Genomic DNA, 23,457 nt, shown 5'->3' on the forward strand with positions numbered 1-23,457 from the left:
CTCTTACAGCCATGGAAAACTCACCTCCAGCGAGTGCCGCCTCAAGGGTTCTAACCGTATTTCGAGGTACACGCGACATAAATCTGTCTGTGATTGCTTCTATTTCTGTCATGAACTCTTCATGATTCACCGTTGCCTGCCACTAACGATGTTCGGGTTATGAGCGGGGTATTCGGAGCCTGAACCGATACCGCTGAAGTCGAGCTAGACGACCGACTCGCGAAGCAGATCAGAAGGTTTGGCGTCGCGTTCGGTGAGAAGGTCGACCAATGCCGCCGATCCGTTGGAACGGGCGTAGGCCACCTCCGCATCAGTTACGGGTACGGCCTGGAGCCAGATTATGGTCCTGCCAGAGGAATCGAGTTTTGTTAGAGCCGGATCCCAGAAAGCTTGCTCCACGAAGAGAACGTGGCGGACCGCGACATCCGGATAATAAGTGGCGACGACATCGACCAGGATCCGGTTCGGATAGACGAACTCTCCCCCGAGTACATCGAGCCCGCAAGTGGCAATGGCATTGCCAAAGCGGTCGAATCGACTGTCGGCAGCGCCACATATTTCGATTCGCGCAGGAAACTCCCGGCCATCGTTCATCATGGGGGCGGCTGACAATCCCATTGTCGTGTAAGCAGTGAGGCCAGCGCTGGGGGAATTCTCGAAGACCGCGATATCGATGAAGTTGTTGTTGTCCGGGGCCGTCAGCCGCTTGATATCTGAGGGAGGGTCGCCGCGCCCGAAGAGGGCGGCGGCGCGATCAGCGACTTGCCGCATCGACTCATTAAGTGCCATAAACGGTCCTTTCGGCGGGGAAGTCCTATTCTATCACCCGAGACGTGGTCCAGCCGGCTAGGATTACCCGCCGGATCGCTTGTTCTTGTAGTAGTCATACCAATGGTTGATGTGATCCGGGGCCTCGCCTTTATGACTCTCGTTGGTAGCCTTGGTTTCGGGCCTGTAGTGCTCGGGGTTGTTGTAGTCGTCTACGAATTCCTGTCTCTCGATTCCGAGCTCCTCGGCAACCGCCCGGTGCTTCCGGAACTCATATCCATATTCATGCCCCGCTTGCCAGTTGCTCCCTTCTTCGATTACTTCATCGGTCAAAGGATCTTTGACATCACCGTTGTCGTCCCTATCGGCGTTGGCCCAGATTTCATCTCGTGTAGAGCCGTTGAGCCCTGGCCGCTGGTATGGGTCCTCCGCGACCGAGGGCTTGGACCGGTCGATGTTTGGGTCCGAGACCGGATATCCCTTTTCATCGTGGACCGACTTGTCCGTGCGGTACCCCCATCCCTTCGGCAGCTTGCTGGTGGGAATTCTCCCAGTCTGTGGGTCTTTCTGGTCGAAGACCCGTCTGACCGCATCGGCGTCGAGACGGTCGATCGCCGGTCCAGTGCCTTTGCCGTTAAGGGTAGGTAGGGGTGGTCTTGTCATGGGGTGCTCCGGGTTAGAGGGCGATGGCGGCGCGGATGGCGGCGTTGCAGGCGAGGTCTTGGGCGACGATCGCGGCGTACTGCGCCATCAGTGCGGTCGTGAAGGCGATCGCTCCGGCCTGGTAGGCCGCGAGGACGGCAGGGGCGCCGGGTCCTGCTGAGGAGACTTGGGACCACTGGCTCGGGCCCAGGATCACCATCGGGGTGGGCAGGACCTTGTAGCCGACCCCTTCGGCGGCCTGCTTGGTGGCCTTGAGGGTCATCACGTTCGCCATCATGGTGGCGCCCATCGACTCCAAAGTCGCCGCGGCCATCGCCAGCACCGCATCCACCTGCCCGGTGAACGTCGCGACCTGCCCGGCCCAACCCACCAGCCCCTGATAGTCATCGCCCTGCCAGGAGGTACCCAGATCGACCACCTGCTGGGCGTATTTGACCTGCAACGATCCCACCTCAGCGGCGGTTTGGAGCAGGGTGGCGCCGTAGGTCATGAACTTGGAGGGGTCGGCGTCGATCGCCTGCTGGAACGTCGGCATTCCTTATGCCCCTCCGGGAATGGTGGGGGTCTTGAAGCCGGAGAGGTCGGAGCCGATGCTGTCGAAGTCCTTGCCCATGGCCTCGTCGACGTCATCCCAATCCTTCGCCGTGTCCTTCAGACCCTTCGAGGTGTCATCGAGGTGGCGGGAGAGTTCCTGCATGTCCTGCTTGAGGTCATCGGCCAAGGCCTCGCACGCCTCGCCGGTCATGAAGCCCCGGTTTGCGGAGTCGGTGGTCTTCGCGTCCCGCACGGCCTTATCTGGGATCTGCTTCGCCTCGTTCGCGAGCTCCTTCATCTTCCCCGCACCGGTCCGGAGCTGCGCACTTTCCACTTGCACACGGAAACCCACGGGCACCTCCCGGATCGATTGTGAGCGTGCGACACCGGTGAGTATACAAAACGCGTGCTTTGTTCACGCTTCGCGACGTAGTACTGGAGTCATCCAGTGTTGTTGCAGGGGAGGGTGATGCAGGTTGGATCTGAAGCGTTGGCGCTGGAGTTGCTTCAGCCGCTTTGGCTTCCAGTGGGGACGGGCCCGGGCCCTAGCGACCGCGGTCGAGGCGGTCTAGACACTTCGGGCGGACACGCCGAAGCATTCTCGATTTCGTCGCTCAGGTGTGGAAAAATTGGCAAAGCACCGCATCGGTGCGTTCCGACAACTGAATAGACAGCCAGGGCGAGCCGCCCATCAAACGCCAATCCGAGAAGCGGCTCGCCCACCTATCAACCAGAGAGGTAACCTCCCGTGGCATATATCAGCCTACGCGAAATCCCGGCTCAGACGGTAGACGGAATCGCCTCCGGCCTCCGGTGGGACGCCATCGTCCCAGCCTGGCGCTACCCGGCCCGCGACAAGACCGCCTTTCTCGCCAAACTCCACTCGCTCCAAACCAAACCCAGCCCGGTCCCGCGATCGAAGGTTGAACCGCAGCCGCGCGACTACGACCTGCCGAGCCTCGGGCGTCTCCAGGAGGAGGCGTTCGGCCGGTTCTTGGCAGGCTCCGAAGTCCTCGCCCGCGCCCATGACACGGAGATGAACCCCGGCCGCTGGGAGCGAGTCTGGACGAACCTCAGGCAGGGCCGGATCGCTCAGGCACTGAGCAGGGCATTTGGGTTGAGCCGCAGGCGGACCCATGTGCCCGTCGCCAAACTCATGACCGCCGACGCCACCACTGATGCTGATGAACCCCGAGGTCGTCTGCGCGGTAGTGGCGGCTGGCTCTCCGGGCCGGCACTGCCCGACCAGACGCCCCCGGTTTCGCCGCCTCAGGCGGCGGGGCTCGATCCGTCCAAGATCGTCCACACGCCCGCCGAGACCGAGCGCGACCCGTATGCGCCCGGCTTCCACACCGCACCCGACGGCACCCAGTACCTCAACTTCCCGCTCTGCGTCACGGCCGAACCCGAACCCGTGGAAGGGAAGGACATCGAAGGGGAGCATCCCGAGCACCAGGCCCGGTCCGAACGCTTCGCGCGAGCCGTGGGCGGGGCCCGGCGAGCCCGGAGGGAACAAGACCAAAGGCAAGTTGAGCGGCGGAGCATTCAGCTTGCCGGCTCGGCTTCGTTGTTCATCGATACCTGGGAACGCGCCTTCGACTCCCAGCGCGGCTTCGGAGGTGCCACCGCATGAAGCGCACCGTCCACGCCGAAGGCCGCGTCAAGCGGGCGATCCGGCTGCACTTCCTCGCCGCCGCTTGGATCTCAGGTCGCCGCCTCCGGTTCGAACCGGTCCCCGGGCAAGTGCGCCTGCGCATCGTCATCACCGGGACGCCCACCGACAGCTCCACCGGGACCGGCCCGAAACCCGAAGTCCTCGGCTCGGTCACCGGACTCGACACGCCCACACCGAAACTGACCGTCTCGGCCCCGCTCCACGTCGAGTGGGCCACCGAGCACCGCGACCAGATCCTGATCGAAGCCGCCCGCATCTGGGGCGTCATCACCCGCGAATGCGAAGGTTGATCGATCGACACCGATGAGATCCAGTGTTGTTGAGTTTGAGCGTCGGTGCGGGTGGCGGCTTCGCGATTCGTGGTCCACCGCGGGTGATCGCCCGGTGGCCTCGGGTAGCTAATATCGCTCGCATGAGTATGAAGGACCGGCTCGGGCGTGTGACGCAGCGAGCCAAAGATGTTGGTGCCCAAGTAAAGGAAGAAGCGGCCGGGGCCAAGGCCGACGCGGTCGCCACCGCCAATGCCAAGGTCGACGCCACCAAACAGTCCGCGAACGCCAGAGCCACCGCGGTCAAGGACTCCGCCACCTCGCGGGTTGAGAGCGTGAAGGACACGGCCGCGACCAGGGCGGGCGCCGTGGTCGACCGCGCCGCCGCGTCCAGGGAGAAGGCCACCAGCCTGATCGGGGAACTCTCGTCCGGGCTCGATGCGGCCGATTTCGCCAAGTTGATCGAGCGAATCCCGGTCCCCGATTCGCCGGTGGCGCAGGAGTGGCGGTTCAGCCTGTCCAAGCTGGTCACCGCCGGGGAGAAGCCCCCGAAGGGAACCGGTCTCCTCCTCAAGCAGCTGGACCGGATCGGCTCCATTGACATCGGCCCCAAGGAGGTCGGGTTCGACGACACGACCGCGAAGTGGCCCAAGGTGAAGGTGATCCGGACCCGCACGCTGGACGGGATCGTCGAGATGCTCGCGGCCGACACCGTCGCCGAATCCGTGGGGAACTTCCTGCCGCCCCTGCCCGGTTCCGGCTGGGTCGCAGGAAAAGCCACCGAGGCGATCTTCACGCTGTACGCGTTGACGTCCGAGCTTGCCCTGCGCAATCCCGAATCCGCACGGCGCCAATACGTGTGCGAGATCGAGTACAAGGGCTGGATCCGCACGAAGGAGGCCGCGACCGGCCTGTTCACCGGGCCTTGCATGGCCCTGGTGCCCGGACTGGACGACTTGTTCAGGGCCGAGGCCGCGCGCAATGGCGTCACCATCGAAGCGGCCGAGCAGACCTCCGTCGAGAGCGCCGAGCGGCGTGCCGCCTGGCTCCGTGAGAAGCAGGCGGCCATCCTGGACCGTCGCGAGCAGGCCCGCAAGCAGATCGAGTACTAATCGCGAAGTTCGCCCCGCCGACAGATCGAATGCTGGATGCGTGATCGCCCTAGAGCGATCACGCATCTCACTGCTGCTTCGGGTGAGTCTCGCCCGGGTAGCGCAGACCGATGGCGGATCGGACCGAGTCCAGGATCTCCATGACCTCGACCGTCCCCTGCGGAGGCACCAGAGTGGACTCCAGCCGTCCCTGACGCAGCGCCCGGTGGACCTCAAGGGCCTCATGGACGTAGCCGTGGCCGACGTAGGGCGCCTCGAACTCTCGGGGCGCCTCGCCATTTCGGATGAGCGTGTAACCGCTTGGCCGGTAGGCGAAGTCGGGAAGCTCGATGCGACCATCCGTGCCGGAGATGGTGACCGCGTTAGAAGGACCGCCGATGAACGAGCAGGTCAGCTGCGCGATCGCGTTCGGGTACCGCAGCGTGATCGCCGTGTACGCGTCCACCCCTTCGGGCGTCATGAGGGCTTCGGCGTGCACCTCCTCGGGGGCACCGAGGACCAAGTGCGCCATCGTGATCGGGTAGACGCCGAGATCCAGCAGGGCTCCGCCGGCGAGCTCGGGATTGCGGAGCCGGTGCGAGGGAGCGAAATCGCCGGTGATGGCGAAGTTCCCGTGCACGGCGAGCACATCGCCGATCATGCCTTCCTTGATGGCCCTGCGCATCTCGCGGACCGCCGGATTGCAGCGGGTCCACATGGCCTCCATGAGGAACCGCTGATGCTCGCGCGCCACGTTGAACATGGTGCGCGTCTGGTCGGCGTTGTACGCGAAGGCCTTCTCGCACAGGACGTGCTTGCCGGCCTCCAGGAACCGGATCGTCGGAATGTAGTGATGAGAGTGTGGGGTGGCGACGTAGACGATGTCGACGTCGTCATCCTGGGCAAGTGCCTGGACCGAGTCCCAGGCATGGGGAATGTCGTACTTCTTGGCGAAGTCGGCGGCCCGCTGTGCCGAGCGGGAGGCCACGGCGGTAACGCGGCAATCATCGAGCAGGGCAAGGTCTTCTACAAAGGTCGATGCAATTCCGCCGGTCGCCAGGATTCCCCATCGGATCGGTTCAACCATGCCCGTAAGCACATCACAACTTCTGGCTATCGTCAACAGGAGGGTGAGCGGTACTAACTACGCTAAACAGACAAAATAGCCGAACTATCGCGCACGCACCGTAATCGGATCGCTGTGACCTGCGATGCCATGTTCCTTTTCGCTCAGAGAAGAACCATCCGAGCCGTGGCACTATGGCCCCATGCCACAACGTTCCCGCATCCGCGCATTGGGAGGCCTCCTGGCCGCCGCCGTCGGCGGCACCGTCCTGGCCCTCGGCCTCGCGGCCCCGGCCGGCGCGCACGCCGCCCTCGTCTCCACCGACCCCGAAGACGGGGCGAGCATCGACGAGGCCCCCGCTTCGGTCTCGGCGACGTTCTCGGAGCCGCTCGACGGCCCCTCCACCGAGATCGCGGTGACCGGTCCCGACGGCGCGCTCGACCTGGCCGACCCGACCTTCGACGGCGACACGTTCTCGCAGCCGATGCTGTACACGACTCCCGGCGAATACACGGTGGCGTTCCGGGTGATCTCCGAGGACGGCCACCGGGTGGACGACTCGCTGAAGTTCACCGTCGCCGAGATCCCGGCCGACCTGTACGCCGAGGGCGCCGCGCCCGAGGACTCGGCCGAGTCCTCCGAGGCAGCATCCGAGGAGGCCACCGAGCCGGCGACCTCCGAGGCCACGACCGCCGCCGCGGACGACGAGGAGTCGAACACCGGGACGGCGCTGGCCGCGATCCTGCTGGGCCTGTTGATCATTGTGGGCGGCGGGGTACTGCTGGTCAAGCTGCTCGGGCGCAAGCCGAAGACCGGCGACGACGCGAAGCCGACCGACGAGTCCTAGCAGGTCAATGGTGTCGATTGAAAATTGATTGATTTTGTCAATCGAATTGGTTGACAAAGTCATTCGATTTTTTTAAGAGGTCCGGAATGAGTCAGGGGCAGTTGACCCATTCCTCGGTGCCGTCGGTGAAGAACTGGTGCTTCCAGATCGGCAGCCGGGCCTTGACCTCGTCGACCAGGTCGGCGCAGGCGTCGAAGGCCTCCTTGCGGTGCTCGGCGGCGACGGCCGCCACCAGGGCCGCGTCGCCGATCGCGAGGTCGCCGATGCGGTGGGACACGGCCACGCCGTGCACACCGGGACGCTGCGCGATCTCCTCGGCGATCTCGCGCAGGAGCGGCTCGGCCGAGGGATGCCCCTCGTAGGAGAGCTTGGTGACGCTGCGGCCGTGGTCATGGTCGCGGACGTTCCCCGAGAAGGTCACGATCGCGCCGGCGGCGTCGAGCGTGACAGCCCGTTCGTGTTCGGCCACATCGAGGTTCGTCTCTGAAATCTGCGCGCGGATCATGCGCTCACCCCCGGTACGGGTACGAGCGGGACGCGCTGTCCCGCCTTGGCTGCGGTGCCCGGAGCGATGAGGGCGAACCCGGCCGCCGAGGCCAGGCCGCGCAGCATCGCCGAGCCGTGGTGGGCGATTCGACGCCCGGTGGGGTCGACCAGCGCGAGGTGCGTGGATTCGCCGCGTCCCGGCACGTCCTCGGCCAGGACGGTCTCGCGCAATGGCGGCAGCGGCAGGCCGCGCAGGCCCGCCAGCAGCGGCGCCACGATCGTGACGACGGCAATGACCGCCGACTGCGGGTTGCCGGGGAGCCCGGCGATGAACCGGCCGTTCGGTGTGCGCGCCAACAGCATCGGGAAGCCGGGGCGCACGGACACCGTATTGAGCACGTACGACGCGTCGACGGCCTTGAGGGCGGCGTGCAGGTGGTCGACCGGGCCGACCATGGTGCCGCCGGTCGTGCAGACGACGTCGGCGGAATCGAGCGCGGAGCGCAGCGCCTCGACGTGGTCGTCCAGGGTGTCGGCGACCGGACCGATGGTGCCGGTGGCCATGCCCCCGGCCGCGTCGAGCAGGTGCGGGACCATCGGTCCCAGCGAATCCCGAACGCGCCCTTCGCGACTGACGCCGGAGGTCAGCAGTTCGTCGCCGAAGATGACGAGGCTGGTCAACGGGCGGCGGTAGGCGTCGAGCGACGAGTATCCGGCGGCGGCGGCCAGGCCGACCACCGGGGCGGTGATCGGCGTTCCCTCGGCGAGCAGTTCCTCGCCCGCCCTCGCCTCCTCGCCGGCCTCGCGCCACTCGCGGGCCGTCTCGCCCGAGACGGCGGTGCCATCGACGTGCGCGTTCTCGAGCCGGATGATGCCCTCGCAGCCCGCGGGGACCTGGGCGCCGGTGGCGATCTTGACCGCCTGACCGGCATCGATCGGGCCGGGAACCGAACCGGCCAGGATCTCGCCGTCGATGGTCCACGGGCCCGGACCGGCGACGGCCCAGCCGTCGACCGCGGAGGTCGGGAACGCGGGAAGGTCGGAGGCGGACCGCAGCGGCGCGGCCAGCGCCGAGCCGATCGCCTCGCCGAAGGAGGCGTGGCCGTGGGCGGGGCGGCTCTCAAAGCCTGCGCGCCAAGCGGTCTCGCGGGCCTCCACCCAATCGATCGCCATCTAAGCCGTCCTCTCGTGGTCGCCGTCGTGCAGCTGCGCGACCGCGTGAACGATCAGTTGCGGGGTGAGGACGGCGAGGCCGTCCCTGGCGGCGCCGGTCGAACCGGCGAGATTGACGATGAGGGTCTTGCCGGCGACGCCGCACAGTCCGCGGGAGAGCGCGGCGTGCGGGGTCTTGGCCAGCCCGGCGGCGCGGATCGCCTCGGCGATGCCGGGAACCTCGAAGTCGATGACCTGGTTGGTCATCTCGGGGGTGAGGTCCTGGGAGGTGAGGCCGGTGCCGCCGGAGGTGACGACGAGGTCGGCGCCGTCCTCGACCGCCTTGAGAAGAGCATCCTCGACCTCGGGGCCGTCGTGGACGACCACCGGGCCGGACACGTCGAAGCCGTGCGCGGCGAGTCCGGCGGTGAGGATCGGCCCGGAGGTGTCCTCGTAGACTCCGTCGGCGGCGCGGTTCGACGCGACCACCACGACTGCACGGACCGTCATCGCGGACCCTCGCCGTTCGGCTTGGGACGCGAGATGATCACCGTGTCGGACAAGTCCGGCTCGGGAGGATCGGAGTGCTTCGGCGCCTTGGGCGGGCTGGGCGTCTTGGGAGGGGATGGGTCGACATTCGGCACGGTCTCGTCGTTGAGGGCATCGCCCGCCACGTTCGGCTTGCCGAGCCGCCCATTGCTGCGGACCGGCGCCGCGCGCTGCCACTCCCCGGTCACCTTGCTCGAACGATCGGTGCGCGACCCGGAAGCGCTCGCCGTCTCGGACGACTCGTCATCGTGACCGGCGGACTCCTCGTCGCGGTGCCAGGCGCCCGTCTTGCCGCCCAGCTTCTCGACCACCTGGATATCGGTGATCTGCGCGGCCGGATCGAGGGCCTTGACCATGTCCACCAGCGTCAGCCCGGCGACCGACACGGCCGTCAGCGCCTCCATCTCCACGCCGGTGCGGTCGGCCGTCTTGACCTGGGCGGCGATGTCCACGCCGTCGTCGGTGACCTCCAGCTCGACCTTCACGCCACTGATCGCGATCGGATGGCACAGCGGCACCAGGTCGGGCGTCCGCTTCGCCGCCATGATGCCCGCGATCCGGGCCGTGGCCAGCGCATCGCCCTTCGCCAGCGAGTTCTCGCGCAGCGCGGTCACCACCTGGGGCGTGGTGCGCAGCCGTCCGGTCGCCACCGCGACCCGCTTCGAGACGTCCTTTTCCGAGACGTCGACCATGCGGGCCGCGCCCGAGGAGTCGACGTGCGTGAGGTCAGCCATGCCTCGAAGTCTAGCTGCGGAGGCCGACAACGCCTGGGCTAGCGTTTGGGACGTGATCGAATGGCTCTACCTCGGGGTGCAGGCCGCCGCGCTGGCGATGAGCGCCTGGTTCTTCGTCGACACCTACCGTTCCGTGCAGGTCTCCAGGCGGCACGCGGTGGGCGTGGGGGCGCTCGAAGTGCTCCTGCTGGCCCAAGTCGTCGTCGCCGTCGTCCTGGTGTCGGGAGCACCGGGCGGGGGCAAGGCCCTGCTGTTCTCTTATATGGTGACCGCGCTGCTGGTGCCGGTCATCGCGGCGTTCTGGGGCTCGATCGACCGCAGCCGGTGGGGCATCGGCACGGTCGCGGCCTCCGGGCTGATCGTGGCCGCGCTGATGATGCGCGTCCACCAGATCTGGGAGTTCCAGGTCAATGTCGGCTCCTGAACAGACCGCGCCGCGCACCCTCTCCTCCGGGTTCGGACGGCTCATCGTGCTGGTCTACGTCGTCTTCGCCCTTTCGGCCGGGGTGCGGGCGGGCTTCCAGGTGGCGACGAAGTTCTCGCACGCGCCGATCAGCTACTCGCTGAGCGCGATCGCGGCGCTCATCTACCTGGTCGCGGCGATCGCGATCATTCGGGGGAACGGACGCCTGGCGCTGGCGGCGGTGAGTGTCGAGCTCGCCGGTGTCGTCGGGGTGGGCGCGGTGAGTTTCGCCGTCTCAGGCTGGTTCCCCGAGGCGTCGGTGTGGTCGCACTTCGGTTCGGGCTACGGCTACGTGCCGCTGGTCCTTCCTGCGGTGGGCCTGGTCTACCTGCTCCGCCGTCGCAGGTCAGAGGAGAGCCCGGCAGGGTGACCGGGCTGCAGCGATCGGCGTTCGGCCGAGGCCTCGATCAGGCTCAGAGGTCGCCTTGGGGCAGGATCGACATCTGACTGGAGACCCACGCCTCCACCTCGCCGCCGTCCTCGATCGCGGACTGCAGGCCGGCGATCATCCCGTGGAGGGTGCCGCGCAGGTACTGGAGGTTGCGCCAGGTGGTGGCGTGGAACTCCGCGTACTGCTCGGACGCGTTCTGATAGGCCCCGGGTGCCGAACCGAACGCGGGTGCTTTCTTGAGGGTGCCGTCCCGCAGCGACGGGATGATCTCGCCCTCCAACTCTTCGAGCAGCTCACCCAGGAACTGCTGGTAGCGCTCGAGAGCGGCCGGGTCGAACGTGCGCGATGTCGCCATCTCGTGCTATTCCCTTCAGGCGTAAGGGTCTTCGTCTTCGTTGACGTAGCCCCATATGTTCTCGTCCTCGATCAGGTCCACGTCGGGGTCGCGTTCGGCGTTGTCGCTCGGACCGTTACCGGCACCTCTGCCGCCGCCGCCCATCATGCCGCTCGCCCCGCGGTTGCCGGTCCCGGCCGCCGCTCCGGCGCCCGTGGCCGCCGCGGAGGACACGGGCGGAAACGATCCGCCGCCAGGACCGCCGGTCGGTCCGCTCTTCGCATCGGGCGCCGCAACGGAGGCGCCGCCACCGGGGCCGGATCCCATGCCGGTTCCGCTTCCGCCGCTGGCGAGTCCGCCGCCGGCGCCGTCCTCGCTGCCGCCGTCACCGACGCTGCCGGCGCCACTGTCGTCGGATTCCCGGGATGAATCGTCCTGGACGTCGCCCGAAGGCGGGTCCAACGACGGATTCTGCGTCGTCTCCGGTGAGGACCTCCCGGTCGGCTGCTCCATCGACGGCGATTCGAGGTCCATATAGGCCTCGTCGGCGCTGTCCGGGTAGGGCTTGTCGCTCTGGGTGGTCCGCATGGACTGCTGCTCGGCGTCGTTATCGGCGCTGCGCTGGGCGATGTCCTCGTCGATCCCCGAGTGCCGGGAGTCGTATTCGCTCCAGTTCTGCTCGACGATCCCACCGAAGTTCTCCATCGCGTCGGCGACGGCCAGCTCCTTGGCCACGTCGAGCGTGATCCCCTTGGGGTCCAAGCCGTCGCGCTCGATGTTGACGGGGCTCTCGTAGTACTGGATGTAGTGCTCGACGCGATCGTCGATGTATTCGATGATCTCGGTGGCGACCTCGGGGGCGGCCCCGGCCAGCGCCATCACGTGCTCGGCGTCCTGGCAGGTGTACTCGATGCAGTCGCCGTGCCACCAGGCCGGCCGGACGTGGACGGCCACCCAGCTGTGCCATTCGCCGTCGATCCAGAACTGCGGCGCGGGATAGGGCACCTCGCCGGAGTCGCCGCCTTGGAGGGAGAAGATGTACTCCTCGGTGGACTGGAGTCCGGCGACGGTGGCGTCGATGTCCTCGATGACGTCGTCGACGAGGACTCGCGTCTGGTCGCAGACCTCTTGGAAGGCCTCGAAGTCGGTGCCCGCCCAGCCTTCGGACAGGTCGGTCAGCTGGGAGCGGAGGCGATCGGACCAGGGGCCGAGCTTCTCGGCGACCTCGTCGTTCCAGCCGGTGCGCAGCCGCGCGACGGAGTGCTCGTCGGCGTGCTCGGGACGCACGGCGGCGACGGCGGCGCGGAAGTCCTCCTCGGTCGGGTAGGACATGTCGCTGGCGCGGGGCTTGAGCCGGTAGAGCTGGTCCTCGACGGGGACGGCGGAGAGGAGTTCCTGCCAGGGGGTCTCGGAGGGGTGCTCGACGGGATTGCCGCATTCGGCGTTTGAGCAGCCCATTCGCTCGACCGGCAGGCAGACGATGGGATCGTCGCCGGTCTGGGGGACCTCGCCGGGCTGCGTGGTGACGTCGCCGAACGCCGGGGCCGCCGCGGACGGGGCGGCGGAGTCCAGGCCCCCATAGGATTCCGACTCGAACTGACTGTCGCTCATGGATACGCACCTCGACGTGACGGAGCCTGAATTTCCCTCAGCGTAACGGCCCGGTGCCGGTTTCGGAGTCCCCGCTCACCGTTCGACGACCGGGCCGGGACCACACAGACGGTGTGGGCGGACATTGTCAGGAGTGCGACAGTCTATGAGCCGCAGCCGGATTCAGCTGAAGAAGCCGAGGCAGGCGACGATGAGGGTCGAGCCTGAGACGACCAGGCCGAGCCGGAAGTTGCGTTCGAGCCGGCGTTCGTCGTCGAAGATGCGGGGCCTTCCGCCGACGCCGATGGTGAGCCAGGCGGCGCCGAACGCGGCCAGCGGGCTGGCGATGAGCACGGCTGCCAAGAGGATGGCTTCGGTGACGCTGTCGGCCTTGAACCACCGCAGGATCAGCAGCTGGACGACCAGGGCAACGGCGGCATAGAGGCCGTAGACGAGGCCGTTTCGTTCGTCGCCCCTCCAGCGCGGCAGCCACGGCGGGCGGTGGGCGAGGAAGCGGGCCTCCTGGTATTCGGCGCCGGCCGCGTTCAGGTCGGCCTCGGCCGCGCCGATTTCGACGGTCGGATCGCCCAGCGGGGGAACGGCGCCGCCGCGCGGCGGCGATTCGACGCGGGCCGATCGGGCCAGTTCATCGATCGCTCCGCGTTGGGACAGTGCCTGTTCGGTGAGCCGGGTGACCCGCTGTCCTAGCGACTCGGTGACGGTGGCGGTGCGGGCGGCGGCCTCCTCGGCCGAGCGGCGGGCCTCGTCGACGCGGCGCAGCTGGGCGAGGTAATCGTCGAAGGCGCTCACGAGAACTCCCTTTCAGTGGCACCGCTGCGCGGAGTCTGACCGGGCAGGTCGCCGTCGGTATCCGGCCGCGAGAACGGGACGATGAGTTTGCCGCCGCCGGTGTCGGCGTGCCGGTCGATGAGCAGCGCGCGCCCGGAACGGGGGCTCCAATGCTGGAACTGCTGGCCGAAGTGGCTGGTGAGTTCGCCGCCGGGGAGGTTGAGGACGAGCGCGCAGGCGACGTCCTCGCGGCCGGAGGTGCCGCCGATGTCGTCCAGGAAGCGGCGGTAGATCCGCCACCAGCCGAGGAAGTGGACGCCGCGGGCCGGGCCGGTGCGCAGCAGGTCGCGAAGTGCCTTCTGCCCCTTCATGTCCAGGCTGGCCGCATCCAGGCCCCAGCCGAGGATGAGGGTGTCGTCGGGGACTTCGGCGAGCTTCGCGGCGAACTCCTCGGGCCGGATCCTATAGGATATATCCTGTAGGTTCGCGTGGCCGGTGAAGTCGACGCCCCACAGCGACTGCCCCGGCGGCGCCTTCGCGGCGAGCGACGCCGCGGCCGCTTCCAGCGTCTCCCCGCCGACGTGGTCGGAGCCGAGGATCGCCAGGTGGCGGCCGGGCCTGCGGTCGAGGTCGACACCGGCGGCGTCGAGGCGCAGCGACACCTCGCGTCCCAGCAGCGCCCGGCTCGCCTGCCGCTCGCCCGGCAGCGTCTGCTCGAAGTGGACGGGCAGGTAGCCGAAGAAGACGCGCGGCGGCCCGGAGTCGGCGTGCGAGACCCGCAGCTGCTCGCGCAGGCGCAGCATGATCTCGGTGTCGCTGTTGGGGAACCGCGCCACCCGGTCGGCCCCGGCGGCGCCGCCCTCGGGGTTGATGACCACCTGCCCCAGGGAGATCCGCCCGGCCGCGTCATTGTTGTGCTCCAGCACGGTCCGCGCGCCCGGCAGGGCGACGCGGAGCGGGAACTGGCCGAAGATCGAGTCCTTCTTCGCCCACAGCGCCTCGATGCCGGAGATCGTCTGCGAGGCCAGGACCAGGTGGACGCCGTAGGAGCGGCCCTTGCGCGCCAGGTTCTCAAGCAGTGCCACCGCTTCGGAGGCGACCCGGTCATTGCCGGCAAGGAGGACCTGGAACTCGTCGGCGACGCACACGATTCTGGGGAACGACTCGTGGCGTCGCAGCGCGGCGAACGAGGCGACGCCGTAGCGCTTCATGACCGTGGAACGGCGCGTCATCTCCTCGTTCAGGGTCCGCAGCACCGCCAGCCCGTATTCGCGGTCGGACTCGACGCCGACGGCGCGGGCGTGCGGGATGTAGGTGGTGTCGCGCTCGGTGGGGATGAACTCGGTGAAGGAGACGCCCTCCTTGAAATCCAGCAGGAACAGCGCCAGATCCGAAGGGGCGTAACGGGAGGCGAGGCCGTAGAGCACGTCGAGGAGGAACACGGTCTTGCCGCCGCCGGTGCGGCCGCCGATCAGCCAGTGCGGGGTCGCGTCGTCGAACCGCAGCCGCACCGGACCGGCCGCGTCACGTCCGATGAGGACTTCCAGGCCGTCCGACGGGTCGCCCGATTCGGGAGCGGCGGGAATGAGGTCGGCGAACGTGAGCGTCGCCGCGGCCCGGGCACGCTCCGCCAGCCGCTGCGCCTCTCCGGCCAGGTAGGACGGGTCGGACGCCTCCGGCCAGGCCACCGGCGCGGCCAGCCGCTCGCCCCGAGAGATCGGAGCCGAGGGCGGATTCGACACCTCGACATGCCCGGCGACGGCGTGCATGACCGTCGCCTGCGGCAGGTCGGGGAGCCCGCAGGCCAGGACGGTGACGCCGTGCGCCAGCCCGGAGCGGGCGAGCGCGTCGACGCGGTCGATCAGGCTCTTCGGGGCCTGCCCCAGCGAGGCGATGGCGAGCAGGAGCCGGTCGTCGCGCCGTCCCGCGATGTGCTCGGCCACTTGGGTTTCGGCGGCGGTCACCGCATCGGCCGCACCGCGCGCGTCCGTCGCGACCGCCTCGATGACCCCGGCGTCGGCGAGCGGCCGCAGGGGCGCGAACGTCGCGCCGAGGGTGGTGATGTCGACGCCGACGACCCGCAGCCGTCCCGGTTCGCGGTGCGCCAACAGGTGCAGGACCGCGCCGCGCACGAGTGCGGCCACGCCCTCCTCGCGGGCGTCGACGCTGGTGGCCAGGTGCCCCGAGGCGCCGAACGGCACCAGCAGCGGGAACCTGAGTCCTTCGTGGAGCACGACTTGGCCGGCGTGCAGCAGCTCGGGGTCGGTCCGCAGCTGCGCGGCCGAAGCAGCTGCCGCGTCGGATATCTGACGTTCGGCGGCCAGCAGCGCCGGGTCCACCGGGGTCTGGAACGCCGCCTCACCGAGCCGCCTCCCGGCGGCCTCCAGCCGGGCCGCGGCAACGTCGCAGCCAGCGGCCGCATTTGCCAATGCAGTTCGGAAACCGGGCACCGGACCTCCTCAAGGGTCGCCGATGATGACGGTGGTCGATCAACCAGCCCAGATTATTCCGGAACCGGTCACCCGGTCGCCTCGCGCCCTTCGCCGCTTCAGACTTTCTGGCAGAATTGCGGAAAGTAAAGCGGCGCAACCCCGCGTCGATTGCCCGGATGTGCAAGGAAGAAACTGACCATGAACGCACCCTTCCCCGGCGCGGCGGCGCTGGCGTCCTACATCCGAACCGGCAACCGGGAGGACAGGATTGCCTACCGGAACCTGCCCGACAAGGAGCGAGCGGTCTACGGCGAGCTCGTCGACCGCGTGTACGAGCGGGCGATCGACCGCTACTTCGCGAAGAACCTGGACAAGGGCCGGGTCGACCGGCTGATTGTGCGGATCGCCAGGCGCCATCCCGAATACGGCGGGAGCGTCAAGCGGCTGCTGCGCTCCCTGGTCGAAGGCGAGGAGCGCAGGCGCGAGTTGGCGCCGCTGCAACTGCTGACGGCGCAGCACCTGGTCATCCAGGCGGTGTCCGAGCGTCACCTGGAGTTGCAGCAGAACGCGGAGCAGCTGGTCGATGACGTTGCGCGCGACCTGCGGTGGATGCTGGAGGCGCCCCCCGAGACTCCCGCGATCCGCGCCACGGCGTCGGTTCCCGTGTCCCCAGCGGTTCCCGCAGCTCCCGTCGCGACCGCGGCGCCGCAGCCGGTCTCGGCGCCACCGGTGTCGGCGCCACCCGTCTCGGCACCGCCGTCCGTACCGCAGACAACCGAACCGGCAGCGCCCAAACCGAAGACGACGGCTCCGAAAGCGGCCAAGCCGTCCCCGGCCGCACCCGCGGTGGCGGCGGCCGAACCGGCGGCCCCGGTTCGCCGGCCGGAGCCCGCAGTGGTGCCCAAGCCGAAGGCCGAGCCGAAGCAGGACGAGGAGAAGAAGGAGAGCGACCCCTCTGACTTCAAAGTCCCGGATTCCTATGAGGACCAACTCAAGGAGGGCAAGGACTTCCTCGTGAAGATCCCGGACGGCCCGAACAAGGACATGGCCGAGAAGGTCTTGGCCACGGCCCCGAGCCGAGAGGACATCGAGAAGCTCCAGGCCCGCGCGGCCGAGGGCCGGGCGCTGCTCGCGAGCATCCAGGAGTCCCGTTTCGAGGGCCGGGCCGCCGACGGAGCGGTCAGGGTCGTGGTCGACGCCACCGGCGAGATCCGGAAGCTGGAACTGGATCCCACGGCCGCTCGCCTGGGGAACCGGGAACTCGCGGCAGCCATCGGGGCGGCGCTCGCCGAGGCGGAGGAGCAGCGGTCGGAGAACGACGCGAAGATCCTCGAACGCGGCAAGTCGCTGGGCGGACGCACGGGCTCGTCGTCCGATGCGGCCGGCGCCCAACAGGAGAGCGAAGAGACCGCCATGCTCCGCAAGATCGAGGAGTTCGTGGAGAAGCACGAGAACGACCGCTTCTCGAGCACTTCGGACACCGACATGTGCCGGGCCGCCGTGAACCAACGCGGCTTCCTGGTGGACCTGGTCTTCTTGACCGCCAACGTGTTGAAGACGAGCGAGCGCGAGGAAGTCTCCGCGGACGTCATCCGCACCATCACGGCCGCCCGCAGCAAGGCGAACGGCGCGATCAGCGCCATGACGATGGAGATCCTGGGCGCCAACGGCTGAGACCCCCACGGACGGTGACAAGTTGATACCTTGATACGGGAGATTTCCTCGCTATCAAGGAGAGTGGACGCATGCCCCCGGCGATCAAGGTGGACGCGGAGGCGCTGCGCAGCGTCTCGCAACGATTGAGCAGGCTGCCCTCGACGATCCAAAACGTCCCGAATCAGGTCGAGCAGGAGACGAAGCAGGCGGCGAACGCCAACCGCGGGTTCCTCTCGGCCGATGCGGCCGAGGCCTTCGCCGACTGCGCCTTGAATGCGGCCAAGGCGCTAGCGACCCATGTGGGCGCTATGGCACCGCCGATCGCCGAGTCGGCGCAGGCATGGGACGACGCCGACGGCGAAGCGAAGTCGAAGATCAGCAAGTTCGACGGCGACGTCGGTGAAGCCGGGAGCAAGGTCGCCGCCATCCAGGTCCAGAAGGCGTGAGTCCGATGCCGACCTTCAGGCAGTGCCTCGACGCCGATCCGGCGAAGTTCTCTGGTGTCACCGCCGAATGGAACAGAGCCGGATCCGATATGGACCGGTTTGTGGACGACTACGCCGACTGCATGGAAGGATTGGCGGACAAATGGGCCGGGTCAGACTACGACTCTGCCGCCAGCTGGTTGCCGAGCGTAAAGGCGTTCAACATGACCACGCAGGGAGCGATCAAGCTGGGTGCGGCGACGCTGCAGGCGACCGGTTCGGTCATGCAGGCGACGGTGCAGGTTTTGAAGAGCACCAAGCAGGCCGCGGAGTCGGCGGGCTACAAGGTGTTGGACGCACCGATGGTGATCCTGGGTCCAAGGCAGTGGCAGCAGGTCTCATCGGCCGGCCCTGCCGCACCGGCGGTACTCGCCGCATACCAGGCGGGGGCGTTGGCGTTCAACGGCTTTCTGATGGCGCAATTCGCGATCCTCAACGCCACGGACGTGGCCGCCGCGGGCGGCTTGCATGCCGCCATTAACACAGCAAGAGCAGTCGGGTCGGTCGCAAGCGCCGCCACCCCAGTGGTCAACACCGCAACCCAGGCTGCTGACGCCTGGCAAAACGCCTGAGCGGAGCACGCGATGACATCATCAGGGGACATGGGTGCCGGTGACGATGCAGGGAAGTCATTCGTGACATCGGGTTTCACAGGCACAGGGGGAGCTTCGGCTCAGCCGCCATCGCCATCGCCACCGGTGGCCCCGGGCAAGGTCGAAGGGCCGTTGAAGTCGATCACTCCCACCGAGATCAGTAAGCGACATATCCTTAGTAAGATCAAACGCGGCACTCCTTCTGACGTGAAGAACACGGTCATTCTTCCCCATGTCGATGCCGAGGCCGACCTCGCTGCAATCAAGAATAATCAAGGGAAATGGCTCGGTGGCAACAAGTATGAGGTGAATGGACGGATTTGGGGACTCGAGGGCTCCGGGGCTATCTATCCTGTTAGAGGTGACGGCCTGGTCGAGATGAACAAGCTGCAATACGAAGCACTCAAAGGGCTGATCACCCATGAAGGCGATCGAGACGCAATGGCAAAAGACAAGAGGTTCAGTAGGTATAAGTTCCACACGACTGACGAAGATTGGAACGTCGCTCAGGGTGTGTACGATCAACGTTAGGCAAGGACTCTTATGGAAACATACACAGTCATCTTCGTGGAGGAGGTGGATCTGCGAGAGCTGGCACGGGCTGTCAGCGACGTGTTCGTGGTTGCCCCTGCACGGATTGAAATCTGGGACGGCGACGATTTTGCCGATCCTAGTGCTGAACCAGGGATAGCTCAGGTTGCCGCTGGCGAACAGGAGGGGGCATTCGCCGAATTCGTCGGATTCCAAGGCTTCATCGATCACATAGGGTCTGCAAGCCGCTTGGAGGTCGCCCTTCGTTTGGTGCAGCGGCTGAAGAAGCGGGCGCTGATCGCTCCGGAATCCGCCGAAGAATACAGGTGGACTTTGATTGCGGCCGATGGCAGCCATGGCAAGGTGGTGCTTGACGGCAGCGATCTAGCCGACGGAATATTGACTATCGTGAGTGCAAGCGAACCGATCAGCGGGGCACCGGACGTACGCGTTTCCAGGTTCGATTGGCTTCCATGAGCGGAGGCGGAGTTGGAATTCACTGTAGCGCAAGCAGGTGGATACATTGAAGGTCGAGTTGCAGGTCTCGGCATGCGGGAAGCCGGTGACGAGGGCCATTTCTTTATTTTTCAAGGCGACCTTGAAGAAATCGATGAGTCCGAACGTGCGATGGGTTGGGACACCTATCACGTGAACATCGATGATGAGGAGACGAACTACGGCGGTATCGTGCGGTGCGTGATGGACCGCGAATCGCTTCGCATCGAGTTCTCCCCTGAAGCCGCTGATGCACTGGATACCTCCGAGTTGTCGCTCGCGTTGGAACTCACCGATGCAGAGCTTTCCGAGGCGGCGCGGTATCTCAGAATGATTCTGTTGTCGGGCCGAGCGTCCGAACACCCCGAACTATTGATTTCCGGGATCGAGTAGGTGGACCTGCGGGCAGCGGCGCGGGATGTGGAGTCAGCTCTTGTCTCGGCTGGAATCAGTGCTTCGCGGGAAGGAAGTGGCCCCGGCGCGAACATTATGATCGATTCCGGTGCGGGGATCGAGGCCGGCGTCTACCTACGGTGCAACCCTTCCAGGGATATCATGGATGCGGCCATCCAGTCCGTGCTGCGCGGGGATCCGGGGGTGCCTGAGTTTCTTCGTGAGCGGGAGCTGCGGACCCAGTTGCTGAACGAGGCCGAGTCCGCCCTGGCGGCTGCGGGGTTCCGGACCGAGGAGCCTCCCGGGGATTTCGCGGCGGGGTACGTGCGAGTCCAACGGGTCCGGTGAGGGGCATGGCGACGAGGGTTGTTCGTCCGATCACAGCTTGTGCCGATTTGTGCAACCTTCCGTTGAGTGCCCGCGTGCATTATCCTAGATGCAGGCCCGATTTCACGATCCGGACTGTGCCGCCCGCCCGCAGCGCCCCGCCCGCGTTCTCGCCCACGCGAGCGGATGCTGAGCCGCTCTTTGGCTCGCAAGCATCACCAAGAAGGACCCATGACCCATGCGTGAGTTTCTGGATATAGCCCTATCCTTCCCTCCGATCGTCTTCACCTTCGGACTCATCGTCGTGGTCCTGTACTGGCTCACTGTCATCATCGGCGCCCTGGACGTCGACATTGTCGACTTCGGCACCGACGGCAATGCCGAAGTCGAAGCGGGGGGCGGGTTCTGGTCGGCGTTCGGGTTCGGGGCGGTCCCCTTCACCGTGGTGCTGTCACTGTGGATCACCTTGGGCTGGATAGTGACCGTGCTGGGCACCACCTGGGTGCGCAGCGCCGATGGAGTGTTCATACCCGCCGCGGCCAGTGGCATCGCGACGCTCGTGGCCGGGATAGGGGTCGGCATGCTCGGGGCGAAGCTGCTGTCCAGGCCCCTGTCGAGAATCTTCGCCGACGCCCCGGCCACCGCGCACGCCGACCTGATCGGCAAGGTGTGCCTGGTTCGCAGCGGCACCGTCACCACCGGTCAGGGCCAGGCCGAATTGGTCGAGGAAGACGGTACCGTCCACATCATCAACGTCCGCCGCTCCGTCCACGAACCCGACGGCATCGACGACGAACTCTTTGACCGCCATTCCAAACTCGTCATCTTCGACTACGACGAATCCGCCAGGACCTTCCTGGTGGTTCCCGTCGCTCTGCCGGGCGACATCGCCATTCCCGAGTCATAGACCGACCCGGCCCGGCACCTCACCAGCCTCTGGAACCCAACGCGTGTACCCCGTGACTTGACGTCTCTGAGTATGGTGAGCGCAAGCCCGAACCAATCTCCCCCCGAATCCCCAGCAAAGGACCCGTTCATGGACTCATCCAACTCAACGATGACAATTGTCGGCTTGGTAGTCGGGGCGATCGTCTTCTTGGGACTGATCAGCATGATCATCCGGCTCTACCGGAAGGTCGCGCCCGGACAGGCCCTGGTCGTCACGAAACTTCGCTCCCGCAAGGTGTCTTTCACGTCGGCACTGGTCCTCCCGATCATTCACCGCGCCGAGTACATGGACATCTCGGTCAAGACCATCGAGATCAACCGGGCCGGCAAGGACGGGCTGATCTGCGAGGACAATATCCGCGCCGACATCTCGATCACGTTCTTCGTGCGAGTCAACGCCACCGTCAACGACGTGATCAACGTCGCCGGCGCCATCGGCACCAAGCGCGCCTCGGACCAGGACACGCTCCAGGAGCTGTTCAACGCCAAGTTCTCCGAGGCCGTCAAGACCGTCGGCAAGCAGCTGGAATTCACCAGCCTGTACACCAACCGCGACGAGTTCCGCGACCGCATCATCCACATCATCGGCACCGACCTCAACGGTTACTCGCTCGAAGATGCCGCGATCGACTACCTCGAGCAGACCCCGATGTCGTCGCTCGACCCGCAGAACATTCTCGACGCGCAGGGCATCCGGAAGATCACCGAGCTCACCGCGCTCGAGGCCATCACCACCAACGAGCACCGGCGCCACGAAGAGAAGGAAATCAAGCGCCAGAACGTCGAGGCCAAAGAGGCCGTGCTCGAACTCGAACGGCGCGAAGAAGAAGCCGTGATCCGCCAGCAGCGCGAGGTCGAGACCCTCCGCGCCCGCGAAGGCGCCGAGGTCCAGAAGGTCCAGGCCGAGGAGCGTCTCAAGTCCGAGACCGCCCGGATCAAGACCGAAGAGGCCACCGGCATCCAGCACGAGAACCGCCTGCGTGAGATCGCCGTCGCCGAGAAGAACCGCGAGCGCGTCATCGCAGTCGAGACCGAGCGCATCGAGAAGGACCGCATCCTCGAAGTCGTCGCCCGCGAACGCGAAGAGGAACTGGCCCGCATCTCCGCCAACAAGGAGCTCGAAGCCGAGAAGCGCGACATCGCCGACGTCATCCGCGAGCGCATCGCCGTGGAGAAGACCGTCGCCGAGCAGGAAGAGGGCATCAAGCGCCTGCGCGCCACCGAAGAGGCCGAGCGCGAGCGCCAGCAGATCATCATCCGCGCCGAGGCCGAAGCCCAGGAGAGCCTGGTCAAGGACATCAAGGCCGCCGAGGCCGGCGAGCAGGCCGCGAAGCACCTCGCCCGTCAGCGCCTGACCGAGGCCGAGGCCGACCAGCAGGCCGCCGAGCTCGAAGCCCGCGCCAATATCCGCCAGGCCGAAGGCAAGCAGGCCCTGGCCGCCGCCCCGGGCCTCGCCGAGGTCCAGGTCCGCGAGGCCGAGGCCGACGCGATCGAGAAGGGCGGACTGGCCGAGGCCAAGGCCGCCGAGGCCAAGGGACTGGCCGAAGCCAACGCGCAGAGCGCGATCGGCAAGGCCGAGGCGTCCGCGACCGCCGCGAAGGGCACGGCCGAGGCCGACGCGCTGCGCGAGCGGCTCGTCGCCGAGTCCATCGGTCTGACCGACAAGGCCGCCGCGATGGACGCGCTCTCCGAGGCCTCCAAGGCCCACGAGGAGTACCGCCTCCGTCTGGAGATGGAGAAGGAACTGCGCGGCGCCGAGATCGAGGCGCGACGCTCCATCGCCGAGCAGCAGGCGGGCATCCTCTCCGCCGGGCTGGCGAAGGCCGACATCTCCCTGGTCGGCGGCGACACCCAGTTCTTCGACCGGGTCGTCGGCGCGATCGGCTACGGCAAGGCCGTTGACGGTTTCATGGAGCACTCCGAAGTGGCCCAAGGGATCGCGGCGTCCTGGACGAACGGCTCCACGTCGTTCGCCGACGACCTCAAGAGCGTGCTCGGCACCGTCGGGTCCGACGAGGTCAAGAACCTCACCGTCTCGGCCGCTCTCATGAGCCTCATGCAGCGCGGCGGCGACCACGACATGCTCTCCGGTCTGCTCGACAAGGCCAAGGAGCTCGGCGTCGCCGAGCGCCCGGCCGTCGAGATGACCACCAGGTAGTACCGGGCCGGGGAGCGGGACACCTGTCCCGCTCCCCG

27 protein-coding genes are annotated in these 23,457 nt (G+C 66.9%); 14 read left to right on the forward strand and 13 right to left on the reverse strand.

The window, feature by feature from the left end; translation table 11 throughout:
- Positions 1 to 204 precede the first annotated feature (204 nt).
- The 4 genes from FAB82_RS03160 to FAB82_RS03175 all read right to left on the reverse strand — a co-directional run bounded on the left by FAB82_RS03160 (position 205) and on the right by FAB82_RS03175 (position 2,299).
- Complete coding sequence (locus tag FAB82_RS03160) at positions 205 to 789, reverse strand: suppressor of fused domain protein (RefSeq protein WP_136533097.1); 585 nt, start codon at positions 787 to 789, stop codon at positions 205 to 207.
- Positions 790 to 852: 63 nt separating this feature from the next.
- The gene (locus tag FAB82_RS03165; RefSeq protein ID WP_136533098.1) at positions 853 to 1,431 is read right to left on the reverse strand and encodes a GH-E family nuclease; all 579 of its coding nucleotides are present in this window, start codon (positions 1,429 to 1,431) and stop codon (positions 853 to 855) included.
- A 13-nt stretch (positions 1,432 to 1,444) separates the two neighbouring features.
- On the reverse strand, positions 1,445 to 1,966 hold the full coding sequence (locus FAB82_RS03170) for a hypothetical protein (protein ID WP_136533099.1): 522 nt from the start codon (positions 1,964 to 1,966) through the stop codon (positions 1,445 to 1,447).
- A 3-nt stretch (positions 1,967 to 1,969) separates the two neighbouring features.
- Positions 1,970 to 2,299: a type VII secretion target gene (locus tag FAB82_RS03175; protein WP_136533100.1), complete on the reverse strand. Its 330-nt coding sequence runs from the start codon at positions 2,297 to 2,299 to the stop codon at positions 1,970 to 1,972.
- 414 nt (positions 2,300 to 2,713) lie between these two features.
- Here FAB82_RS03175 and FAB82_RS03180 point away from each other — a divergent pair, with 414 nt between their 5' ends.
- From FAB82_RS03180 to FAB82_RS03190, 3 genes are all read left to right on the forward strand, one after another.
- A complete protein-coding gene (locus FAB82_RS03180) occupies positions 2,714 to 3,598 on the forward strand; it encodes a hypothetical protein (RefSeq protein ID WP_136533101.1) in 885 nt (294 codons plus the stop codon).
- Positions 3,595 to 3,930: a hypothetical protein gene (locus tag FAB82_RS03185; protein ID WP_136533102.1), complete on the forward strand. Its 336-nt coding sequence runs from the start codon at positions 3,595 to 3,597 to the stop codon at positions 3,928 to 3,930. The genes FAB82_RS03180 and FAB82_RS03185 overlap by 4 nt, the downstream gene beginning before the upstream one ends.
- A 122-nt stretch (positions 3,931 to 4,052) precedes the next feature.
- Positions 4,053 to 5,021 (forward strand): hypothetical protein, encoded by a 969-nt coding sequence (locus tag FAB82_RS03190; RefSeq protein WP_136533103.1) that lies wholly within the window; start codon positions 4,053 to 4,055, stop codon positions 5,019 to 5,021.
- A gap of 67 nt (positions 5,022 to 5,088) precedes the next feature.
- Here FAB82_RS03190 and FAB82_RS03195 read toward each other — a convergent pair whose 3' ends face one another.
- A complete protein-coding gene (locus tag FAB82_RS03195; RefSeq protein WP_136533104.1) occupies positions 5,089 to 6,087 on the reverse strand; it encodes a Gfo/Idh/MocA family protein in 999 nt (332 codons plus the stop codon).
- Positions 6,088 to 6,268: 181 nt separating this feature from the next.
- On the opposite strand from FAB82_RS03195, the gene FAB82_RS03200 reads away from it, so the two are divergent.
- Positions 6,269 to 6,913: a copper resistance CopC family protein gene (locus tag FAB82_RS03200; protein WP_168801394.1), complete on the forward strand. Its 645-nt coding sequence runs from the start codon at positions 6,269 to 6,271 to the stop codon at positions 6,911 to 6,913.
- Positions 6,914 to 7,004: 91 nt separating this feature from the next.
- Here FAB82_RS03200 and FAB82_RS03205 read toward each other — a convergent pair whose 3' ends face one another.
- The 4 genes from FAB82_RS03205 to moaC are packed head-to-tail and all read right to left on the reverse strand — an operon-like array spanning position 7,005 to position 9,834.
- A complete protein-coding gene (locus tag FAB82_RS03205; protein ID WP_136533106.1) occupies positions 7,005 to 7,418 on the reverse strand; it encodes a molybdenum cofactor biosynthesis protein MoaE in 414 nt (137 codons plus the stop codon).
- Positions 7,415 to 8,572 (reverse strand): molybdopterin molybdotransferase MoeA, encoded by a 1,158-nt coding sequence (locus FAB82_RS03210; protein ID WP_136533107.1) that lies wholly within the window; start codon positions 8,570 to 8,572, stop codon positions 7,415 to 7,417. Before FAB82_RS03210 ends, FAB82_RS03205 begins: the two co-directional genes overlap by 4 nt.
- Positions 8,573 to 9,061, reverse strand: a complete 489-nt coding sequence (locus FAB82_RS03215; RefSeq protein WP_136533108.1) for a MogA/MoaB family molybdenum cofactor biosynthesis protein — start codon at positions 9,059 to 9,061, stop codon at positions 8,573 to 8,575.
- On the reverse strand, positions 9,058 to 9,834 hold the full coding sequence (moaC, locus tag FAB82_RS03220) for a cyclic pyranopterin monophosphate synthase MoaC (protein ID WP_136533109.1): 777 nt from the start codon (positions 9,832 to 9,834) through the stop codon (positions 9,058 to 9,060). The genes FAB82_RS03215 and moaC overlap by 4 nt, the downstream gene beginning before the upstream one ends.
- 52 nt (positions 9,835 to 9,886) lie before the next feature.
- Between moaC and FAB82_RS03225 the strand changes: the two genes are divergently transcribed.
- Both FAB82_RS03225 and FAB82_RS03230 read left to right on the forward strand, forming a co-directional pair.
- Positions 9,887 to 10,258 (forward strand): hypothetical protein, encoded by a 372-nt coding sequence (locus tag FAB82_RS03225; protein WP_136533110.1) that lies wholly within the window; start codon positions 9,887 to 9,889, stop codon positions 10,256 to 10,258.
- Positions 10,245 to 10,667, forward strand: coding sequence for a hypothetical protein (locus FAB82_RS03230; protein ID WP_136533111.1), 423 nt, complete (start codon positions 10,245 to 10,247; stop codon positions 10,665 to 10,667). Before FAB82_RS03225 ends, FAB82_RS03230 begins: the two co-directional genes overlap by 14 nt.
- Before the next feature lie 43 nt (positions 10,668 to 10,710).
- Here the strand turns inward: FAB82_RS03230 and FAB82_RS03235 are convergent, their stop codons facing one another.
- From FAB82_RS03235 to FAB82_RS03250, 4 genes are all read right to left on the reverse strand, one after another.
- Complete coding sequence (locus tag FAB82_RS03235) at positions 10,711 to 11,043, reverse strand: hypothetical protein (protein WP_136533112.1); 333 nt, start codon at positions 11,041 to 11,043, stop codon at positions 10,711 to 10,713.
- A gap of 15 nt (positions 11,044 to 11,058) precedes the next feature.
- Entirely contained in the window at positions 11,059 to 12,633 is a 1,575-nt protein-coding gene (locus FAB82_RS03240; protein WP_136533113.1) for a hypothetical protein, read from the reverse strand.
- A 162-nt stretch (positions 12,634 to 12,795) separates the two neighbouring features.
- Entirely contained in the window at positions 12,796 to 13,422 is a 627-nt protein-coding gene (locus tag FAB82_RS03245) for a hypothetical protein (RefSeq protein WP_136533114.1), read from the reverse strand.
- Positions 13,419 to 15,851, reverse strand: coding sequence for an FtsK/SpoIIIE domain-containing protein (locus tag FAB82_RS03250; protein ID WP_136533115.1), 2,433 nt, complete (start codon positions 15,849 to 15,851; stop codon positions 13,419 to 13,421). Before FAB82_RS03250 ends, FAB82_RS03245 begins: the two co-directional genes overlap by 4 nt.
- Positions 15,852 to 16,031: 180 nt before the next feature.
- Between FAB82_RS03250 and FAB82_RS03255 the strand changes: the two genes are divergently transcribed.
- The 8 genes from FAB82_RS03255 to FAB82_RS03290 all read left to right on the forward strand — a co-directional run bounded on the left by FAB82_RS03255 (position 16,032) and on the right by FAB82_RS03290 (position 23,419).
- Entirely contained in the window at positions 16,032 to 17,507 is a 1,476-nt protein-coding gene (locus FAB82_RS03255; RefSeq protein WP_136533116.1) for a YbaB/EbfC family nucleoid-associated protein, read from the forward strand.
- 71 nt (positions 17,508 to 17,578) lie between these two features.
- Entirely contained in the window at positions 17,579 to 17,935 is a 357-nt protein-coding gene (locus FAB82_RS03260; RefSeq protein ID WP_136533117.1) for a type VII secretion target, read from the forward strand.
- A gap of 5 nt (positions 17,936 to 17,940) precedes the next feature.
- Complete coding sequence (locus FAB82_RS03265) at positions 17,941 to 18,546, forward strand: hypothetical protein (protein WP_136533118.1); 606 nt, start codon at positions 17,941 to 17,943, stop codon at positions 18,544 to 18,546.
- 30 nt (positions 18,547 to 18,576) lie between these two features.
- On the forward strand, positions 18,577 to 19,098 hold the full coding sequence (locus FAB82_RS03270) for a hypothetical protein (RefSeq protein WP_136533119.1): 522 nt from the start codon (positions 18,577 to 18,579) through the stop codon (positions 19,096 to 19,098).
- Between the two features lie 12 nt (positions 19,099 to 19,110).
- Positions 19,111 to 19,575, forward strand: coding sequence for a hypothetical protein (locus FAB82_RS03275; RefSeq protein WP_136533120.1), 465 nt, complete (start codon positions 19,111 to 19,113; stop codon positions 19,573 to 19,575).
- Between the two features lie 12 nt (positions 19,576 to 19,587).
- Positions 19,588 to 19,986 (forward strand): Imm10 family immunity protein, encoded by a 399-nt coding sequence (locus FAB82_RS03280; protein ID WP_136533121.1) that lies wholly within the window; start codon positions 19,588 to 19,590, stop codon positions 19,984 to 19,986.
- Between the two features lie 565 nt (positions 19,987 to 20,551).
- A complete protein-coding gene (locus tag FAB82_RS03285) occupies positions 20,552 to 21,220 on the forward strand; it encodes an OB-fold-containig protein (protein WP_136533122.1) in 669 nt (222 codons plus the stop codon).
- Positions 21,221 to 21,370: 150 nt separating this feature from the next.
- On the forward strand, positions 21,371 to 23,419 hold the full coding sequence (locus FAB82_RS03290; RefSeq protein ID WP_136533123.1) for a flotillin family protein: 2,049 nt from the start codon (positions 21,371 to 21,373) through the stop codon (positions 23,417 to 23,419).
- The last annotated feature ends 38 nt before the right edge of the window (positions 23,420 to 23,457 follow it).

It is taken from the genome of Glycomyces buryatensis (assembly GCF_004912275.1).
GTDB lineage: Bacteria > Actinomycetota > Actinomycetes > Mycobacteriales > Micromonosporaceae > Glycomyces > Glycomyces buryatensis.

Bases quoted from the DNA above. Each gene is read 5' to 3' on its own strand.
- FAB82_RS03185 (WP_136533102.1), top strand. From the start codon at position 3,595: ATGAAGCGCACCGTCCACGCCGAAGGCCGCGTCAAGCGGGCGATCCGG.
- FAB82_RS03195 (WP_136533104.1), bottom strand. From the start codon at position 6,087: ATGGTTGAACCGATCCGATGGGGAATCCTGGCGACCGGCGGAATTGCA.
- FAB82_RS03240 (WP_136533113.1), bottom strand. From the start codon at position 12,633: ATGAGCGACAGTCAGTTCGAGTCGGAATCCTATGGGGGCCTGGACTCC.
- FAB82_RS03215 (WP_136533108.1), bottom strand. From the start codon at position 9,061: ATGACGGTCCGTGCAGTCGTGGTGGTCGCGTCGAACCGCGCCGCCGAC.
- FAB82_RS03235 (WP_136533112.1), bottom strand. From the start codon at position 11,043: ATGGCGACATCGCGCACGTTCGACCCGGCCGCTCTCGAGCGCTACCAG.
- FAB82_RS03210 (WP_136533107.1), bottom strand. From the start codon at position 8,572: ATGGCGATCGATTGGGTGGAGGCCCGCGAGACCGCTTGGCGCGCAGGC.
- FAB82_RS03260 (WP_136533117.1), top strand. From the start codon at position 17,579: ATGCCCCCGGCGATCAAGGTGGACGCGGAGGCGCTGCGCAGCGTCTCG.
- FAB82_RS03190 (WP_136533103.1), top strand. From the start codon at position 4,053: ATGAGTATGAAGGACCGGCTCGGGCGTGTGACGCAGCGAGCCAAAGAT.
- FAB82_RS03160 (WP_136533097.1), bottom strand. From the start codon at position 789: ATGGCACTTAATGAGTCGATGCGGCAAGTCGCTGATCGCGCCGCCGCC.
- FAB82_RS03270 (WP_136533119.1), top strand. From the start codon at position 18,577: ATGGGTGCCGGTGACGATGCAGGGAAGTCATTCGTGACATCGGGTTTC.
- FAB82_RS03200 (WP_168801394.1), top strand. From the start codon at position 6,269: ATGCCACAACGTTCCCGCATCCGCGCATTGGGAGGCCTCCTGGCCGCC.
- FAB82_RS03170 (WP_136533099.1), bottom strand. From the start codon at position 1,966: ATGCCGACGTTCCAGCAGGCGATCGACGCCGACCCCTCCAAGTTCATG.
- FAB82_RS03265 (WP_136533118.1), top strand. From the start codon at position 17,941: ATGCCGACCTTCAGGCAGTGCCTCGACGCCGATCCGGCGAAGTTCTCT.
- FAB82_RS03290 (WP_136533123.1), top strand. From the start codon at position 21,371: ATGACAATTGTCGGCTTGGTAGTCGGGGCGATCGTCTTCTTGGGACTG.
- moaC (WP_136533109.1), bottom strand. From the start codon at position 9,834: ATGGCTGACCTCACGCACGTCGACTCCTCGGGCGCGGCCCGCATGGTC.
- FAB82_RS03205 (WP_136533106.1), bottom strand. From the start codon at position 7,418: ATGATCCGCGCGCAGATTTCAGAGACGAACCTCGATGTGGCCGAACAC.
- FAB82_RS03285 (WP_136533122.1), top strand. From the start codon at position 20,552: ATGCGTGAGTTTCTGGATATAGCCCTATCCTTCCCTCCGATCGTCTTC.
- FAB82_RS03255 (WP_136533116.1), top strand. From the start codon at position 16,032: ATGAACGCACCCTTCCCCGGCGCGGCGGCGCTGGCGTCCTACATCCGA.
- FAB82_RS03275 (WP_136533120.1), top strand. From the start codon at position 19,111: ATGGAAACATACACAGTCATCTTCGTGGAGGAGGTGGATCTGCGAGAG.
- FAB82_RS03165 (WP_136533098.1), bottom strand. From the start codon at position 1,431: ATGACAAGACCACCCCTACCTACCCTTAACGGCAAAGGCACTGGACCG.
- FAB82_RS03230 (WP_136533111.1), top strand. From the start codon at position 10,245: ATGTCGGCTCCTGAACAGACCGCGCCGCGCACCCTCTCCTCCGGGTTC.